Genomic DNA, 15636 nt, shown 5'->3' with positions numbered 1-15636 from the left:
GCACGATGGACCCATGACCAGCACGGCGACCCAGCCCACCCCCGGACCCGGCCTGTTCGGCAGTGACGACGACCGGCGACTGGCCGTGGCCAACATCGGCCCCAACTGGTTCGCCTCGGTCATGGGCACCTCCATCGTGGCCACCGCTGCAGCCACCCTGCCCGTCACCGTCCCGGGCCTGCAGGTCCTGGCACAGGTGGTGTGGGTGTTGGCCGGGGTGCTGCTGCTGGCCGTCTCGGCCGCCACCATCGCGCACTGGCGATACCACCCCGACACCGCCCGTGGGCACGCCGACAACCCGGTCATGGCGCACTTCTACGGCGCCCCACCGATGGGCCTGCTGGCCTTCGGCGTCGCCACCCACCTCGTCGGCGCCGACCTCATCGGCGCCACCGCAGCACTGTGGGTGTTCGCCGTCCTGTGGGTCGCCGGCACCGTCTACGGCCTGGTCACCGCCGTCGGCCTCCCGTACCTGGTCTTCACCCGCCACGACGTCGCAGAGGACGCCGCGTTCGGTGGGTGGCTGATGCCCGTCGTCCCGCCCATGGTGTCCGCGGCCACCGGCGCCCTGCTGGTCCCCGAACTGCCCGCCGGACAGCTGCGCACCACCCTGTTCACCCTGTGCTGGTCGATGTTCGGGCTCTCACTGCTGGCCAGCCTCGTGGTGATCACCTTGGTGTGGGGCCGACTGGCCCGGCACAAGATCGGCGCCGCCGCCATGGTGCCCACGCTGTGGATCGTGCTCGGCCCGTTGGGCCAGTCGATCACCGCCGCGAACAACCTGGGCAGCCAGGCCCACCTCGCCGTCCCCGAGCCCTACGCCACCGCCTTCCAGGCCATGGGGCTGGTCTACGGGCTCCCGGTGTGGGGGTTCGCGCTGATGTGGGCCGGCATCGCCCTCGCCGTCACCGTCCGCACTGCCCGGGCGCACCTGCCCTTCACCCTCACCTGGTGGTCCTTCACCTTCCCCGTCGGCACCGTCGTCACCGGCACGTCCGGGCTCGCCCTGCACACCGGCGAGACCTTCCTGCAGGTCGCGGCCGTCATGCTCTTCGCCGCGCTGCTGGGGGCCTGGGCGACAGTCGCCCTGCGCACGGCGCGCGGGGTCCTCACCGGGGCCCTGCTGCGCTGACCGTCGACCCCCGGGACATGCCAGGCACCCGACTGGGCCGGACCCGGGCGTCGCCTGGCAGGACAGCCAGTTCCGGCCCACAGAATGGGCCTCGGACGCGCAGCGGAGCTCTATCCACGGTTCCCGCAGTCACATCCGACCAGCCCGCTCCTGACACCACTGCACCACGGACGATCCATGCACATCGGGGACGACGACCGTCGGAGCCGAGCACTGCATCGACCCCGCAGACCAGGGCCCTAGCGGTTTCGGACCTAGTTGTGACACGGAATCCGTCGATCCATATACGGGGGTTTGTGACACGACGGGGCAAACGAGTTGTGGAGCGGTCCTAGCGCCTGCATCGTGCTCGGGGTGCTGATCCGCAGAGAGACCCCCAACGACCACGCCGCGGTCCACGCCGTCCACAACGCAGCGTTCGCAACCGAGGACGGTTCGACCGCGTCCGAGGCGACCCTGGTCGACGACCTGCGCGCCGCCGGAGACGTCATCCCGGCGCTGTCCCTGGTCGCCGAACGGGACGGCGTGGTCGTGGGACACGTCCTGGGCAGCCGTGCGCAGCTGAACGGTGCAGCGTCGGTGGGCCTGGCGCCCCTGGGAGTCCTCCCCCGCCTGCAGGGAACAGGCATCGGCAGCGCGCTCATGCACGCCGTCCTCGCGGCGACCGACGCCCTCGACTTTCCCGAAGCCGTCCTACTGGGAGACACCGGCTACTACCAGCGCTTCGGCTTCCGCCCCGCCGAACCGCTCGGCATCAAGGCACCCGACCCCACGTGGGCCGACCACTTCCAGGTACGCACCCTCCAGGCGTGGAACGACCAGTCCGGCAACTTCCAATACGCACCGGCCTTCGGGATCTGACAGCGCCCGGCCCGAACGAGGTCACCCCTCTCGACCTAGCCAAGAGATGGATGTGAACCTGGTTCTGGGCCGGATCTTGTAGGACCGCATACCGGCGGTTCTGGAACGCAGTTGCGGCACCCGTTTGTGGTCACGCGGTGTCACAGTGCCGAAAGCCGCTACGTCCAGGTCTGCAGACGCCGGCTGAGATGGTCAGCGGACGAGGCTCACGACGACTTGGCCGAGCACCAGGACCGCTACGGCGAAGACCAGCCAAGCGAACCAGCGCTTGAGTCGTGTTGTGTCCAGGCCGGCACCCAGACGCCCGGCGACGAGTGCGGCGACTACGGCGGCCGCGGTGAAGCCGAGGGTGATGGGCACGTCGATGGGGGCCTCGCCGGCGTGGGCGGCGAACCCGGCGGCGCTGTTCACGGCCACGATGACCAGCGAGGTGCCGATCGCGGTAGTCATGGGCAGCCCGAGCACGATCACCAGCACCGGGATGATGAGGAACCCACCCCCGACGCCGAGCAGGCCGGTGAGGAACCCGACGACCAGACCACCGGCGATGGTGCGGGTCAGGCACCGCCGCCAGTTGACGGTCCCGTGGTCGGTGGCGCACGCGGCCCCGGTAGCGGGCTTGTCCTGCAGCATCCGCACGCCGGCGGCGATCATCAGGGCCGCGAACAAGGTCAGGACGACGTCGTCAGGCAGCAGCCGGTTCACCGCCGCCCCGGCGAAGGCCGTCGCCGCCCCGGCGGCCCCGAACACGATGGCGATGCGCCACGCGATCTGCCGAGCTCGCAGTCGGGGCAACAGGGCGACGACGGCGGTGATGCCCACGACCAGCAGCGACGTGGCCACGGCCTGGGGCAGCGGTTGTCCGACGACGTAGACCAGGGCAGGCACGGCCAGGATCGACCCGCCCCCGCCGAGGAGTCCGACGAGGGCGCCGATGACCAGGCCGAGGCCGATCGCTGCGGCGATCACCGGGTGGTGGTGGCGCTGCGCAGCACCTGCAACACGTCGTCGAGGTGCACCGGGGTCCCGCCGCGGTTGTAGGGCAGCGCGGACAGGGCGGCGCCCATGGCGCAGGTGTCGGTGACCGCTGCGCCGGCCAGGCCGGCACCGATGCCGCCGGCGAGGTAGCGGGCCCGGGGGAACCGGATCGAGGCCAGCACGCTGCCGGCGACGATGGTGCCGGCGACCAGGCGGACCTGACGCTCCAGAGCCCATCGTTGCTTCCCCCGGCGAACGGTGTGGCCGTTGGCGGTGTGGGCGTTCATGCCGCCCTCGAGCACGGCGAGCTGCTCGGCCCCGGCCGAGGCGAGCGCGTCGTGGGCGGTGCGGGCCCTCGATCCGGCCTGGCAGACCAGCACGACCGGGCCTGCCAGGGCGTCGGCGAGGGTGTCGGCGTGGGCCTGCACCAGGGGCAGGGGCACGTTGACTGCGCCGGGGATGTGCGCGGTCTCGAACTCCGCGGGTGTGCGGACGTCGACCACGGTGGCCGTGGTGGCGGCCACCTCGGTGGGGGCGATCAGGGTCGGGCTGGTCATGGAGCGTGGTCCTCGCAGGAGTGGGGTCGGTCAGGAACGTGTGAAGAGCCGACGGAGGCGGCCGGGCTCACGGGGCTCAGCAGCGTGGCCGGGGCAGCGCTGGGCGGTGGGCACCCCGCGCATGACCTGGTCGACGTGCTGGCCGCAGCCGGCCCAGGTGGTCTTCCCGCAGGTGCGGCAGGTGGTGGCGCGGCACATGTCAGACCGCCACGGGCTGGGCGTGCAGACCAGCTGCGGCCGATCCGGTCTCGGGGTCGCCGTAGCCGCCGTCGACCAGCACCGGGCGACGTCCGGCCCGGGCCAGCAGGGACGAAGCGATCGAGGCGCGGTAGCCCGAGCCGCAGTAGACCCACACCTCTCCGTCGGGGATCTCCTCCATCCGGTCACGCAGCTCGTGGATGGGCACGTGCACCGATCCCCGCACCCCGCCGGTGGCCCGCTCGTCATCCCGGCGGGCGTCGAGGACGACGGTGTCGGGGTGCTCGCCCAGCTGGGTGGCCAGGCCGGCGAAATCGCTGACCGGGTAGGAACCGAGGCCGGCGCCGGCGGCGAGGTCCTCGGAGGTGCCGACGGCGGCGCCGGCGATCCGGTCGACCCCGATGCGGACCAGTTCCCGGCGGGCAGTGGCGACCTGCTCGGCGCTGTCACCGATCAGGGTCAGCGGGGCGTCCCAGTCGTAGAGCCAGCCCAGGTAGGTGAGGAAGTTGTTGCCCAGCTCGAAGTTCAGCGCCCCGGGCAGGTGACCGGCGGCGAACGCGGTGCGGGTGCGCAGGTCCACGACCCACTCCCCCGCCGCCAGCCGGCCAGCCAGCTCCTCGGCGTCCACCTCGCGGGGAGCCGACAGGTCCACCGGCGCGGGGCCGGCGGCGTTGATCGGGCACATGTGGGCGTAGTAGGCCGGGTAGGCGCCCAGCCCGGCGATCAGCTGGTCGACGAAGGTCTGCTCGTCCTGGGTGAGCGCCGGGTTGACCGCCCGCTGCTCGGCGATGGTTGAGGAGGTGCCACTCGTCGGGGTGGCGGCGCAGAAGCTGCCGAACCCGTGGCTGGGGAACACCGCCGCATCCGCGGGCAGCTCCTCGGCCAGGCGGTGCACCGAGTGGAACTGGGCGTGGGTGAGGGTGTCGGTGTGCTCGGCGCCGAGCAGGTCAGTGCGCCCGGTAGAGCCATAGAGCATCGAGCCGCCGGTGAACACCGCCTGCACCTGCCCGTCCGCCCCGGCCAGGGCGTAGGCGACGTGGTGGTGAGTGTGGCCGGGAGTGTGCAGGACGGTGATCTGCAGGTCGCCCGCGGTGTGCACGTCGCCATCCGCGGCCGGCACTCGCTCGTAGGCCACGTCATCGCCGGCGGGCACCAGGTAGGCAGCCCCGGTGACCCGGGCCAGCTCGAGGCCGCCGGTGACGTAGTCGTTGTGCACGTGGGTCTCCAGCACGTGGGTCACGACCACGCCGCGCTCGGCGACGAGGGCCTGCACGCGGTCGATGTCGCGCTGGGGGTCGATCACGATGCCGGTTCCGGCCTGGCTGACCAGGTAGCTCCGGTCGCCCAGGCTGGTGGTCTCGATGACGTCGATCTGCACAGCTGACTCCTTCTCATACGGTACGGGGTAGGGGTATATGCGGGTCCTGGTGACGCCCATAACCGGGCTCATCAGGGGGTGCTTCTCAGGCGGTGGGGAGACCCGCGTCGCGCCAGGCGTTCATGCCGCCGGCCATGTTGGCCACGTCGTAGCCGGCGGCGACGAGGGCCTCGGCAGCCTGCTGACTACGGCGCCCGCTCTGGCACACGGTGATGACCGGGACCGACGGGTCCAGCTCGCCGACCCGAGCAGCCAGCTCACCGAGTGGGATGGCGGTACTGCCGGCGACGGCGCCGGTGGCGACCTCATCGGGCTCGCGGACGTCGACCACGGTGCGGGCGGTGTCGGCGGCGACCTGGGTGGGGGCGAGCTGAGAGACAGTCATCTCGGTTCCTTCCGGGTTGGTGGGCACTTTCAGGCCAGCGTGAGCAGCAGCTTCTCCAGCTGCGCGAGGTCAATGTCTCGCTCCTCAGGAGCCGAGTTGATCGAGCAGTAGCGCATCCCGGCACCGACCACAGCGAAGCTCGCCTTGTTCAGCGCCTTGGAGGCCGCAGCCAGCTGGGTGACCACAGCCGCACAGTCACGGCCGTCCTCGATCATCTTCACGATGCCGCCGAGCTGGCCCTGGATGCGGTTCAGGCGCTTGATGACGTCGGCGAGCTCGCCCTGAGGGATGTCCACGCCTCAGACGATAGATACCCCCAGGGGTATCTAGCAAGCCAGCTCGTCGTGCACTGCGTCACGACCGCACAGGACCAGAAACGGCTTGTTACGGACCGTCCGAAAACGGGGGTTTTTGGGATGCCGCGGTCAAGACCTAGCGATGGACACGCACCCGCGGTGTCAGCCATCGTGGGCCCACCACGCGGGTCGATCCGCCTCAATGGTCTGGGAGGTCGACGTGGACGTCGCACTTCAGCACTTCGATGGCTGCCCCAACTGGCAGGTTGCTGACGGCCGACTGCTGGAGGCTCTGAGGTTGTCCGGTCGCGACGACACGGAGGTCGACCACCGGTTGGTCTCGACTCCCGAAGAAGCCGCGGCCGTCGGCTTCCGCGGCTCCCCCACGCTGCTCATCGATGGTGTCGACCCATTCGCCGACCCAGACGCACCCGTCGGCCTGTCGTGCCGGGTCTACCGCACAGACACGGGACTAGCCGGGTCCCCCACTGTCGAACAACTGCTGGCCGTGCTGACGTGACGCCACCAGCTCCCGACGGTCGACCGGAGACTGTCGGCTGCGGTTGCTGCGGCCGCGACCGACCTCGCACTGGTGTCCATTACCTGGGGGCGACGCCTGGCGTCGCTGTCTGCTGGCGTTGTGCTCTGTGGATGGGTTTCCGCACGGCGTTCCGCCGAGGGTGAAGCCCCCGGCCGCCTCCGCTCCTGCGGCACAGACGCCTCGGCCGCTGCGCCCCGGTAAGCGCGCTGCTCGTTGACGCCACCGTCCACCTCAGCCCAGGCATTCCCCGAGCTCAACCCCACCACCTCCGCGTCTTTCACCGCGGCGGCACCGAAGGCGCCCGAGTTGGGTATCGGGACTTCGCGTAGGACTGGCCCAGCCTCAATCGTGAACTGGGGCCTCGTGCGTCCGGTGGGATGCAGACTCCAGCTGAAAGGTGCAGTGCTCCATGTCGAAGTGCTGACCCAGGCAGCGCCCCAGCGCATCGAGCACCCGTCCGCCATGGCCGTTGGCGAGTGCGTCCTCGCTGACCACCACGTGAGCCGACAGCGCCTTGGAGCCCGAGGTGATGGTCCAGGCGTGGAGGTCGTGCACGTCGAGCACTCCATCGGTCTCGAGAATGTGCTGGCGCACCTGGGCCATGTCGACATCGCGAGGGGCGTTCTCCAACAGCACGTCGAGGGCGTCGCGCAGCAACGACCAGGCCCGCGGCAGGACGAGGGCCCCGACGACCAGCGATGCCACGACGTCAGCACCGGTCCACCCGGTGGTGATGATGAGGATCGCCGCGACGATGACGGCAATCGAGCCCAGCGCATCACCCAGGACCTCCAGGTAGGCCCCGCGCATGTTCAGCGACTTGTCCTGCCCGCCCTTGAGGATGAGCAGAGAGACCCCATTGGCAACCAACCCCAGCACAGCGGCGGCCAGCATCACTCCGGAGCGGATCTCCGGGGGGTCCCCGATGCGCTGGACGGCTTGCACCACGATGTACAGCCCGATGCCGAGCAGCAGCAGGCTGTTTCCCAGGGCCGCCAGCACCTCAACGCGCTGCCAGCCGTAGGTGCGCCGAGCCGAGGCAGCTCGCTGGGCCAGGGTCACCGCGACCAGCGCCAGCACCACCCCCAGGCTGTCGGTGGCCATGTGGCCCGCGTCGGCGAGCAGGGCCAGTGAGCCGGAGATCAGCGCCCCGACGACCTGGATGACCAGGACGGTGACGGTGATGGCCAGGACGGCAACCAGGCGTTTGCGGTAGTCGGCCGAGACCGTTGCCCCCGGTGCGGGTGCGTGGCTGTGGTCGTGGCCCATGACGCGATCTCCCTCTAACATGCCGGTGTGCGCATGTCAGCATGCCTCAAGGTGCGTGGTGATGGAAGGGGCCTCAGGTGCAGGGGCCGCCCATCTCGATCCCCCGGGCCCGCAGCCAGGGCATCGGGTTGGTCCGCCCCTGGTACATGCCCTGGCTGTGCACCTCGAAGTGCAGGTGGGGGCCGGTGGACTGGCCGCGGTTGCCGACCTCGGCGATGAGTTGTCCCGCGCTGACGCGTTGGCCGGTGGTGACGAAGAAGTCGTTGATGTGGCCGTAGACGGTCACGGTGCCGTCGTCGTGCTGGATGTAGACGGCCAGTCCGAAGCCTGTCGCCGGTCCGGCTCGCACGACCCGGCCGGCGACCGGGGCGTAGATGGGGGTTCCGATGGGTGCGGCGATGTCGAGCCCGTTGTGCATCTGGCCCCACCTCATCTCATAGCAGGAGGTGAAGCGCCCGCTGGTCGGTGCCACGCCGCCACCTGCACTCGGGGGGCGCGGGGCCGTGGTGGCGGGCCCGGGGCGAGGGGGGACCGCGGTGGCTGCAGCACCGCCTTCGGCGCCTTGCCCGTTGCCGGCGCGTGCTTGGGCTGCCGTCTGGGCCAGTACCTGGGCAGCTGCCTCGGCTCGATCTGCTTCCTCTTGCTGGGCGGCCTGCTGCTGCGCCTGCCAGGCGGCGTACCCGTCGCGCTGGCCCTGCAGTTCCAACAGCCGGATCTGGGCGTTTTGGAGTTGCTGTTGCAGGTCGGCCTGCTGGGTGGTCAGTCCGTCCAGGGCCGACTGCGCCAGCGCGAGTTCAGCGGTCGCGGTGTCAGCGGCCGCGGTTGCGGCGGCCTGCGCTTCGGCGCTGTCCTCGACCGCTGCATCGGCCAGTGACGTCGCATTGGCCTGTCGCAGCTGAGCGGTCTCCAGGTCCTCCAGCAGGCTGACCCGGTCAGCGGCCAGGTACTCCAGAGTGACGGCTTGCTGCAGCATCTGGGAGGGTCCTTCGGCGGCGAGCAGGGCGCTGATGCCGCCCAGGTCCCCGGCACGCATGTACGTCTCGGCACCAAGGTCCCCCACCGCCGTTCGTGCTGTCTGCGTGGCGAGCGTGGCTGCCTCCAGCTCCACCGCAGCCACGACCGCGGCCTCCTGGGCGCGGAGCAGGTCGGCCTCGGCGACGAGTTGGGCATCCGCGGCGGCTGCAGCGACGGCGTTGGTCTGCTCGAGTTGGGCTTGGGCGTCGGCGATGGTGGCGGCCAGACGTCCGACCTCGGCGGCCGCGGCGTCCTGCTCGTCCTGGGCGGCCGAGATCTCGGTGTCGCTGGGGTTGAGCGGTGCCGCCTGCGCCGGCCCGGCCGACCAGGTCAAGGCGATCACCAGCACGCCGACCGCCACGCCCACCCGAGGTCGCCGCCGGCCCGGGCCGTGGTCTTCCCGGGGTGGGGTTGTTGCAGTGCTCACGATGGCCTGGCCTCCAGCGGATACGACAACTACCTGTCGTAGTACTAACGGCCGGCGTGGTGGCGTCCTTGAGTCCTCACCCCGAACGGGTCACCCGGGTCGGTCACCGGCTGGACCTCGGTCGGCACTGCTGGCCGGGCGTCTGATGGTCAAGCGCAGCGACCCCCCAAGGTGATGCCACGCTGGGCGAGCCAGGGAGCCGGATTGGTGCGGGTGGCATAGAGGCCACCCACATGGGTCTCGATGTGCAGGTGCGGGCCGGTGGATTGGCCCCGGTTACCGACCTCGGCGATGAGCTCCCCAGCCTCGACCACCTGACCGGCGGTGACGAAGAACTGGTTGATGTGTCCGTAGAGGGTGATGGTGCCGTCGGAGTGCTGGATGTAGACGGCGAGCCCGAACCCGTTGGCCGGTCCGGCGTTCAGGACGACGCCCCCCTCGGGGGCGTAGATGGGCGTGCCGATCGGGGCGGCGATGTCGATGCCGTTGTGGTTGGTGCCCCCCCGCGCTCCGTAACAGGACGTGACTTGGCCGGCCACCAGATCACCGCCCGAGGCGGCCACCGCGGCCTGACCGGCGGCGACGACCGATTCGGGATCATCCACGCCCTGTTCGGTGAGGGCTGCGACCTGGGCAGCCTGCAGCTGCTCTTGGAGGGCAGCGCGCTCCGCCGATGCTGCGGCGTAGCTCTGCTGAGCCTCAGCCAATCTGGCTGCGGCATCAGCATCGGCCTGCTGGGCTGCACCCAGCGCCTCCTGCTGGCGCAGGACGGCTTCTTGGGCGCTCGCGTCGGCCGTCTCCTGCTGTCCCTGGACCGCCTCCAATGCGCTGATGTCTTCGGCGCGGTCATCAGCCAGCAGCGCCAGCGTGGTGGCGCGGGCCAGAAGGTCCTCGGGATCATCGGCCTCCAGCAGGAGCCCAGCCTGGGCGAGGTCACCCGAGCTCATGAACGCCGCCCTCCCTGCGGCGGCCACCTCGCTCTGCGCCTGGTCCGTCGCCGCCTGGGCGGTCTGGGCTGCTGCAGACGCCGCTGCGGCGGCGGCGGTCGCTGTGTCCAGCTCCGCGGCGGCCAGTCGGGTCAGCTCGACCGTCGATTCGGCCTCGACGGTGGCCTGGTCCAGTCGTTGCTGGGCTGCCTCGAGCAGGCTCTCCAGACGCGCCGCCTCCTGCGGGGCAGTCTCCTCACCGGGCACGCCGGTGGGCGTTTCCAGGGACGGGGCTGCTGCGCTGTCCGTGGGCTCTGCCGGTGCCGCTGATGCGATGCCGGGACTTGCGGTCGCTACGAGAGCCCAGAGCAGGGCCAGGACAGCCGGACGCCCCCGTGGTCTCAAGCTGCGGGCGCCCCGCGTGCTGCGGGCGTCGTGGAGGTTGCTGAGCTTCTGGGGAGGGTCGTGCAGGGTCGCCACAGTGCAGCGGGCTCCGTTCTTCCTTCCGCCGACCGAGTTAGCTGACGGGTTCGGGCTGGAAGGAGCCCTACTGCGCGGTGGCAGATTCACCCCAGGAACACATGGGTCCCCGGCCCGCCGACTGACCCGCAGAGGTCAGGCGACGATTAGGCGGGTCTGCCCAAGGACCCAGGAAGGGCGCGTGGCCTGAACAGACGCCATCAAGCTACTAGATTGACTAGTAGAGGTCACGTTCCGGTCACGACCGCCTGTGTCCCCCGGCGTCGTGTTGTCGCGCAGGGTCGGGTCCTGATGGCTCAGCGTGGCGTAGCCGCCGGTCAGGAGTCCGAGTTTCCTGCCTGCAGCACCGGACTCGGGGAGCGTGACGCTCGAGCCAGGGCCCAGACCGCGATCGCTCCGGCTGTCATCAGCCCCACCAGCAGGAACACCACGGCGGCATGTCGTTGGTCGGTGAGTGCTGAAGGGCGCCACGCCGGGTCGATCTCAGTCCACCAGTCCACCGCCAGCGCGGTGGGCCAGGTCAGCAGAGCGACCGAGGCAACCACGTGAATGGCGGCCCAGCCCGCGATCCACCACCCCCGCAGCCTGCGGGGGATGTCGATGTCGAACCAGGACCGCACGAGCACCATGCCCGCGGTGAAGGTCGCGATCACAGACACCACGTGGGCAGCGTGGGATCGCATGACGATCTCCAGCACGGGGCCGGTGTACCCCAGGTAGACAACGACCACGAAGAGGGCCAGGGCTGGTGCGGGCCGGCGCAGGACGAGGGCGGCGCGGCTGGAGGTGATCGCCTCCAGCCACTGGGCGGCCCCCCGACTGTCATCCATCGCTGGTTCCGTCGCGGGCGATCGACGGTCGAGGTGGTCGGTGAGCAGCTGACCCGGTGCTGCCCCGAGAACCAACGCCGGCCCGAGCAGGCCGAGCAGGAGGTACTGCAGGGCGTGGGCGGGTGCAGAGACCAGGGCATAGCGAGCCAGCCCGCTGGTCGTTGCCACCAGGAGCACGGTGGCACCGCCCAGTAGGAGTGCAGTGCGCCAAGAAGGCCACGACTGCCCGGCCTGGGTCCTCCTGCGCACTGCCCACACGTATGCCAGTACCGCGCCGGCGATCAGAACAGGAAACAGCGGATCGGGGTAGGGCTGCCACAGTTGGGTCCACCACTGTCCTGCGGTGGGGTCGGGTGGGAGAGGGAAACCCAGAGCGTCGAAGGCGCTCCCCTCCTCCTCCCCCGGATTTGGCGTGGTTTGCGGGGTAGGAGTGCGCGACAGGGACACCGCGACACCGATCGTCGCTGCGAAGACGAGCACCTCGCTGATCGCCAAGCGGCGGAAGGCACGGTGGTCTCCCCGGGCCAGGCTGGGGAGGGTCCGGCGCCGGTGGGCCCACCCCAGCCCGCCCAACGCCAGCAGCGCAGCTGTCTTGATCACGACCTGTCGGCCGTAGTCGGTGTCAACCAGATCAGCGACGCCGGTCAGCCGCGTCGCGGCTGTGAGCACACCACTGAGGGCGACGAGCAGCACGAGCAGCGGTGCAACCGCGCTGAACCGGGTCACTGCCACCTGCAAGGCGGCGATGGGCACCCGGCGGATGAGGATCAGGGAGAGCACCCCGCCGGCCCAGGCGAGCACCCCGAGCACGTGCAGCGCCAGACCGGAGATCGCGGCCTGGTGACTGCCCGATCCGGCGGCGTGTCCGGTGAACACCGGGGGGAGGCTGGCGAGCAAGGCGATGAGGAGCAGCGCCGCGCTGCCTGCTGTGGTGAGCACCAGCCGGGACCCGATGACCAGGACGAGGGTCAAGGCCGCTACTGCGGCTTGGGCCTGGCCTTGCGGGATGGTCGTGGTGAAGGAGAACAGGCCGCGTGCACTCACCGACCCCAGGTCGGTGCCCAGAAAATCCGCCAGCTGCAGGGGTGCCACCAGAACCGAGCTGAGCAGCCACACGGCTGCCGGCCAGGTCGCCATCCGTGTCCAGCGGTAACCCGCGACACTCATCTGCCGGTGCCCAGGTGCCAGCAGCGCAGCGGCCATCAGGCACCCCGCTGTCGCCACCGCCGCCAGGTCGCCCACGACCCGGGTCACCGGGATGGCCCAGGTGACCGCGGCCGAGGTGGCCGGTATCCCGGGCAGCGGCTCGGCGACGAGGGAACCCGACGCCCACAACAGCGCCAGGGTGGTGCCGACCCCGATGATCAAGGCGCCGAGTGCGATGACCGGTCCCGCCGGCACAGGCCACCCCCGCTGCCGCCCCATGAACACAGCGGGGGCGACCACCATGACGTCCCCTGAGGACATCTCTACTGAATGGGCGTCCGCTGGTGCCGGCGCCGCCCCGGGGTCGGCAGGTTCTACTCGTCCCGCCCGCGCGGGTGGCCTTTCGCCCGCCGCTGACCCGTGCGGTGCCTCGTCGGGGCCGGCGCTCACGCCTTGTGACTGAGCCGGCGGCGGCGCGCGAGGGTGAAGCTGATGATCAGCAGGATCGCCAGGATGGCCAGACCAATCATCGTGGCCACCGAGATGCCCCCTGAATCGCCTGTCTGGGCTGCTTCATCGACAGCAGGTGTGGCCGCGCTCGGCGTAGTCGGTGCCGATGCAGCAGGCGTCGAGTCCGCACTCGGGGGGGCCGTGCTTTCGGCGGGAGCGGGGTCTGCGGGGTCGGCGGTGACCGCCGCTGGGGTGAAGGTGAAGCCGTAGGTGCCCTGGATGGTGTGGCCGTCGGCGGACACGATCCGGTAGGAGACCCCGTAGGCACCGCCGCCACCCATCGAGACCGGCTGGGTCACGACATCGCCCTGCACGGTGGGTTCACCATCGGTCACGTCGGTGCCGCTGGGGTCCAGGACAGCGATCTGGGCGAACCCGGGCTGCACCCCGTCGGTGAAGGTGAGCTCCAAGGCGCCGGGGGCCTCCTCGACGGTGCCGTCGACCGCGGGGCTGGCGGACTCCAGGTCGCTGTGCGCCTGCGCGGAGGGCGCCCCGAGCAGAACAGCGAACAGCACCGATGCCACGACCACCGCTGCACGCAGCGACGTTCTTCTGGTGCCAGACCCCCATGCGCCCTGACCCGCCTGGAGGCTGCGGGGGCTCAGGGCTCGGGCGGTGTACTGCACGGTCACAGGGTGGCTCCTGGGCTGGTGGGCTGCGGGGTGCTCGGGGACCGCCTCGGCGATCCCCTCGTCTAGTCGCCAGCTGGCGACCTGTGGTTCCCCCCTGGTGTCAGGTCAGGTCGGGTCGGGGTCGTTGGCACCCTGTCGGGCGCCGGTGCCCTCGAGCAGTTCACTGGCGTAGGGCCCGTGCTTCTTGCCCGCGTGCGCCTCCTCTTGGAGCCGTCGCTGCAGGTGCGGGTAGTGCAGCTCGAACGCCGGCCGCTCGGAGCGGATCCGCGGGATCTCGATGAAGTTGTGCCGCGGCGGCGGGGAGGACGTCGCCCACTCCAGGGAGTTGCCGTGGCCCCACGGGTCGTCGCGCAGCGCGAGCTGCCCGTACTTCCAGGAGTGCACCACGTTGTAGAGGAACGGGATGGTCGAGGCGCCCAGGATGAAAGACCCGACCGTGGAGATCGTGTTCAGCGTGGTGAAGTTGTCACTGGCCAGGTAGTCGGCATACCGGCGCGGCATCCCCTGTGAGCCCAGCCAGTGCTGGACCAGGAACGTGGCGTGGAACCCGATGAACGTCAGCCAGAAGTGCAGCTTGCCCAGCCGCTCGTCCATCATCCGGCCGCACATCTTGGGGAACCAGAAGTAGATGCCGGCGTAGGCGGCGAACACCACGGTGCCGAAGACGACGTAGTGGAAGTGCGCGACCACGAAGTAGGAGTCGTTGAGCTGCCAGTCCAGGGGCGGGGAGGCCAGCAGCACGCCGGTGAGCCCACCCAGGAGGAAGGTGACCAGGAAGCCGACGGAGAACAGCATCGGGGCCTCGAAGGTCAGCTGCCCCCGCCACATGGTGCCGATCCAGTTGAAGAACTTGATCCCGGTGGGCACCGCGATCAGGTAGGTCAAGAAGCTGAAGAACGGCAGCAGCACCGCGCCGGTGGCGAACATGTGGTGCGCCCACACGGTCAGCGACAGGGCGCCGATGGCGATGATCGCGAAGATCATGCCCTTATAGCCGAACAGCGGCTTGCGGCTGAACACCGGGATGATCTCGGAGATGATCCCGAAGAACGGCAACGCGATGATGTAGACCTCGGGATGGCCGAAGAACCAGAACAGGTGCTGCCACAGCATCGGCCCGCCGTTGGCGGCGGAGAAGATCAACGCACCGAGATGCCGGTCGGCCAGCAGCGCGAACAGGGCTGCGGTGAGGATCGGGAAGGCCAGCAGGATGAGCACGCTGGTGATGAGGGAAGACCACACGAAGATGGGCATCCGGAACATCGTCATCCCCGGCGCCCGCAGGCAGACGATGGTGCTGATGAAGTTCACCGCACCCAGGATCGTGCCCAGGCCCGACACTGCCAGCCCCGCGATCCACAGGTCGGCGCCGGCGCCGGGTGAGTTGGTGGCATCAGAAAGCGGGCTGTAGGCGTACCACCCGAAATCCGCTGCCCCACCAGGGGTCAGGAACCCCGACATGGCGATCAACCCGCCGAAGAGGAACAGCCAGTAGGAGAAGGCGTTCAAGCGGGGGAACGCGACGTCGGGCGCACCGATCTGCAGCGGCAGGATCAAGTTCGCGAACGCGAAGAACAGCGGCGTCGCGAAGAACAGCAACATCACGGTGCCGTGCATGGTGAACAGCTGGTTGTACTGCTCGTTGGACAGGTACTGCAGCCCGGGGCGGGCCAGCTCACCGCGCATGAGCATGGCCATCAGGCCACCGACCATGAACCAGGTGAACGACGTGATCATGTACATCACGCCGATCTTCTTGTGGTCGGTCGTGCGCAGCAGATCCGCCAGTCGGGAGCCCTTGCCCTCCGGCATCGGGGGGCTGGGACGACTGATGATCTGCACCGGCGCGATGGTCACGGCGACCTCTCTCCACAGCTCTAGCCGCACCGAGCGGGGCGGCCACGGGTCTCCCCGTCTGCTAGGCAGCATAGTAGATGTGTCAGTTGCCCGACCCGTGCCGTCAGGAACGGCGCGAGACCGAGGTCATCGCCCCCTGCCGACCGACAGGGCAGGATGAGGACGTCGGCCCGGCCGCACACCCTGGTCACCGACCGTGCCGCCCCGGGGACCGACCGC

Annotated in this window: 14 protein-coding genes; 3 read left to right on the top strand and 11 right to left on the bottom strand. The window is 70.0% G+C overall.

Annotated elements, in window-relative coordinates; all coding sequences use genetic code 11:
- Positions 1 to 13: 13 nt before the first annotated feature.
- On the top strand, positions 14 to 1132 hold the full coding sequence (locus tag F1C76_15020; GenBank protein QNG37714.1) for a TDT family transporter: 1119 nt from the start codon (positions 14 to 16) through the stop codon (positions 1130 to 1132).
- 354 nt (positions 1133 to 1486) lie between these two features.
- On the top strand, positions 1487 to 1993 hold the full coding sequence (locus F1C76_15015) for an N-acetyltransferase (protein QNG39278.1): 507 nt from the start codon (positions 1487 to 1489) through the stop codon (positions 1991 to 1993).
- 192 nt (positions 1994 to 2185) lie between these two features.
- Here the strand turns inward: F1C76_15015 and F1C76_15010 are convergent, their stop codons facing one another.
- The 5 genes from F1C76_15010 to F1C76_14990 form a co-directional block, all read right to left on the bottom strand.
- On the bottom strand, positions 2186 to 2959 hold the full coding sequence (locus tag F1C76_15010; GenBank protein ID QNG39277.1) for a sulfite exporter TauE/SafE family protein: 774 nt from the start codon (positions 2957 to 2959) through the stop codon (positions 2186 to 2188).
- Positions 2959 to 3528 carry a rhodanese-like domain-containing protein gene (locus F1C76_15005; GenBank protein ID QNG37713.1) on the bottom strand — a complete coding sequence of 190 codons (570 nt, stop codon included), beginning with the start codon at positions 3526 to 3528 and terminating at the stop codon, positions 2959 to 2961. Before F1C76_15005 ends, F1C76_15010 begins: the two co-directional genes overlap by 1 nt.
- A gap of 199 nt (positions 3529 to 3727) precedes the next feature.
- The gene (locus F1C76_15000; GenBank protein ID QNG39276.1) at positions 3728 to 5164 is read right to left on the bottom strand and encodes an MBL fold metallo-hydrolase; all 1437 of its coding nucleotides are present in this window, start codon (positions 5162 to 5164) and stop codon (positions 3728 to 3730) included.
- 25 nt (positions 5165 to 5189) lie between these two features.
- The gene (locus F1C76_14995) at positions 5190 to 5489 is read right to left on the bottom strand and encodes a rhodanese-like domain-containing protein (protein ID QNG39275.1); all 300 of its coding nucleotides are present in this window, start codon (positions 5487 to 5489) and stop codon (positions 5190 to 5192) included.
- Positions 5490 to 5518: 29 nt separating this feature from the next.
- Positions 5519 to 5785: a metal-sensitive transcriptional regulator gene (locus F1C76_14990; GenBank protein ID QNG37712.1), complete on the bottom strand. Its 267-nt coding sequence runs from the start codon at positions 5783 to 5785 to the stop codon at positions 5519 to 5521.
- A gap of 220 nt (positions 5786 to 6005) precedes the next feature.
- Between F1C76_14990 and F1C76_14985 the strand changes: the two genes are divergently transcribed.
- Complete coding sequence (locus F1C76_14985; GenBank protein ID QNG39274.1) at positions 6006 to 6305, top strand: thioredoxin family protein; 300 nt, start codon at positions 6006 to 6008, stop codon at positions 6303 to 6305.
- 363 nt (positions 6306 to 6668) lie between these two features.
- On the opposite strand, the gene F1C76_14980 is transcribed toward F1C76_14985, so the two are convergent.
- The 6 genes from F1C76_14980 to ctaD all read right to left on the bottom strand — a co-directional run bounded on the left by F1C76_14980 (position 6669) and on the right by ctaD (position 15372).
- Positions 6669 to 7595 (bottom strand): cation transporter, encoded by a 927-nt coding sequence (locus F1C76_14980; protein ID QNG37711.1) that lies wholly within the window; start codon positions 7593 to 7595, stop codon positions 6669 to 6671.
- A gap of 73 nt (positions 7596 to 7668) precedes the next feature.
- Positions 7669 to 8628 (bottom strand): M23 family metallopeptidase, encoded by a 960-nt coding sequence (locus F1C76_14975; protein ID QNG39273.1) that lies wholly within the window; start codon positions 8626 to 8628, stop codon positions 7669 to 7671.
- Between the two features lie 557 nt (positions 8629 to 9185).
- Positions 9186 to 10298 carry a M23 family metallopeptidase gene (locus F1C76_14970; GenBank protein ID QNG39272.1) on the bottom strand — a complete coding sequence of 371 codons (1113 nt, stop codon included), beginning with the start codon at positions 10296 to 10298 and terminating at the stop codon, positions 9186 to 9188.
- Positions 10299 to 10759: 461 nt separating this feature from the next.
- Positions 10760 to 12739 carry a cytochrome c oxidase assembly protein gene (locus F1C76_14965; protein QNG37710.1) on the bottom strand — a complete coding sequence of 660 codons (1980 nt, stop codon included), beginning with the start codon at positions 12737 to 12739 and terminating at the stop codon, positions 10760 to 10762.
- Positions 12740 to 12864: 125 nt separating this feature from the next.
- A complete protein-coding gene (locus F1C76_14960; protein ID QNG37709.1) occupies positions 12865 to 13614 on the bottom strand; it encodes a copper resistance protein CopC in 750 nt (249 codons plus the stop codon).
- 51 nt (positions 13615 to 13665) lie between these two features.
- Positions 13666 to 15372, bottom strand: a complete 1707-nt coding sequence (gene ctaD, locus F1C76_14955) for a cytochrome c oxidase subunit I (protein QNG39271.1) — start codon at positions 15370 to 15372, stop codon at positions 13666 to 13668.
- Positions 15373 to 15636 lie beyond the last annotated feature (264 nt).

The organism is Geodermatophilaceae bacterium NBWT11 (genome assembly GCA_014218215.1).
In the GTDB taxonomy this organism is placed as follows: Bacteria; Actinomycetota; Actinomycetes; order Mycobacteriales; family Geodermatophilaceae; genus Klenkia.
This window is presented reverse-complemented; position numbering and strand designations above follow the sequence as displayed.

What these genes read in the sequence shown, in the direction of transcription:
- ctaD (QNG39271.1), bottom strand. Translation starts at nt 15,372, where the DNA reads ATGCCGGAGGGCAAGGGCTCCCGACTGGCGGATCTGCTGCGCACGACC.
- F1C76_14965 (QNG37710.1), bottom strand. Translation starts at nt 12,739, where the DNA reads ATGTCCTCAGGGGACGTCATGGTGGTCGCCCCCGCTGTGTTCATGGGG.
- F1C76_15000 (QNG39276.1), bottom strand. Translation starts at nt 5,164, where the DNA reads ATGGGCGTCACCAGGACCCGCATATACCCCTACCCCGTACCGTATGAG.
- F1C76_14980 (QNG37711.1), bottom strand. Translation starts at nt 7,595, where the DNA reads ATGGGCCACGACCACAGCCACGCACCCGCACCGGGGGCAACGGTCTCG.
- F1C76_15005 (QNG37713.1), bottom strand. Translation starts at nt 3,528, where the DNA reads ATGACCAGCCCGACCCTGATCGCCCCCACCGAGGTGGCCGCCACCACG.
- F1C76_14995 (QNG39275.1), bottom strand. Translation starts at nt 5,489, where the DNA reads ATGACTGTCTCTCAGCTCGCCCCCACCCAGGTCGCCGCCGACACCGCC.
- F1C76_14975 (QNG39273.1), bottom strand. Translation starts at nt 8,628, where the DNA reads ATGCGTGCCGGGGACCTGGGCGGCATCAGCGCCCTGCTCGCCGCCGAA.
- F1C76_15020 (QNG37714.1), top strand. Translation starts at nt 14, where the DNA reads ATGACCAGCACGGCGACCCAGCCCACCCCCGGACCCGGCCTGTTCGGC.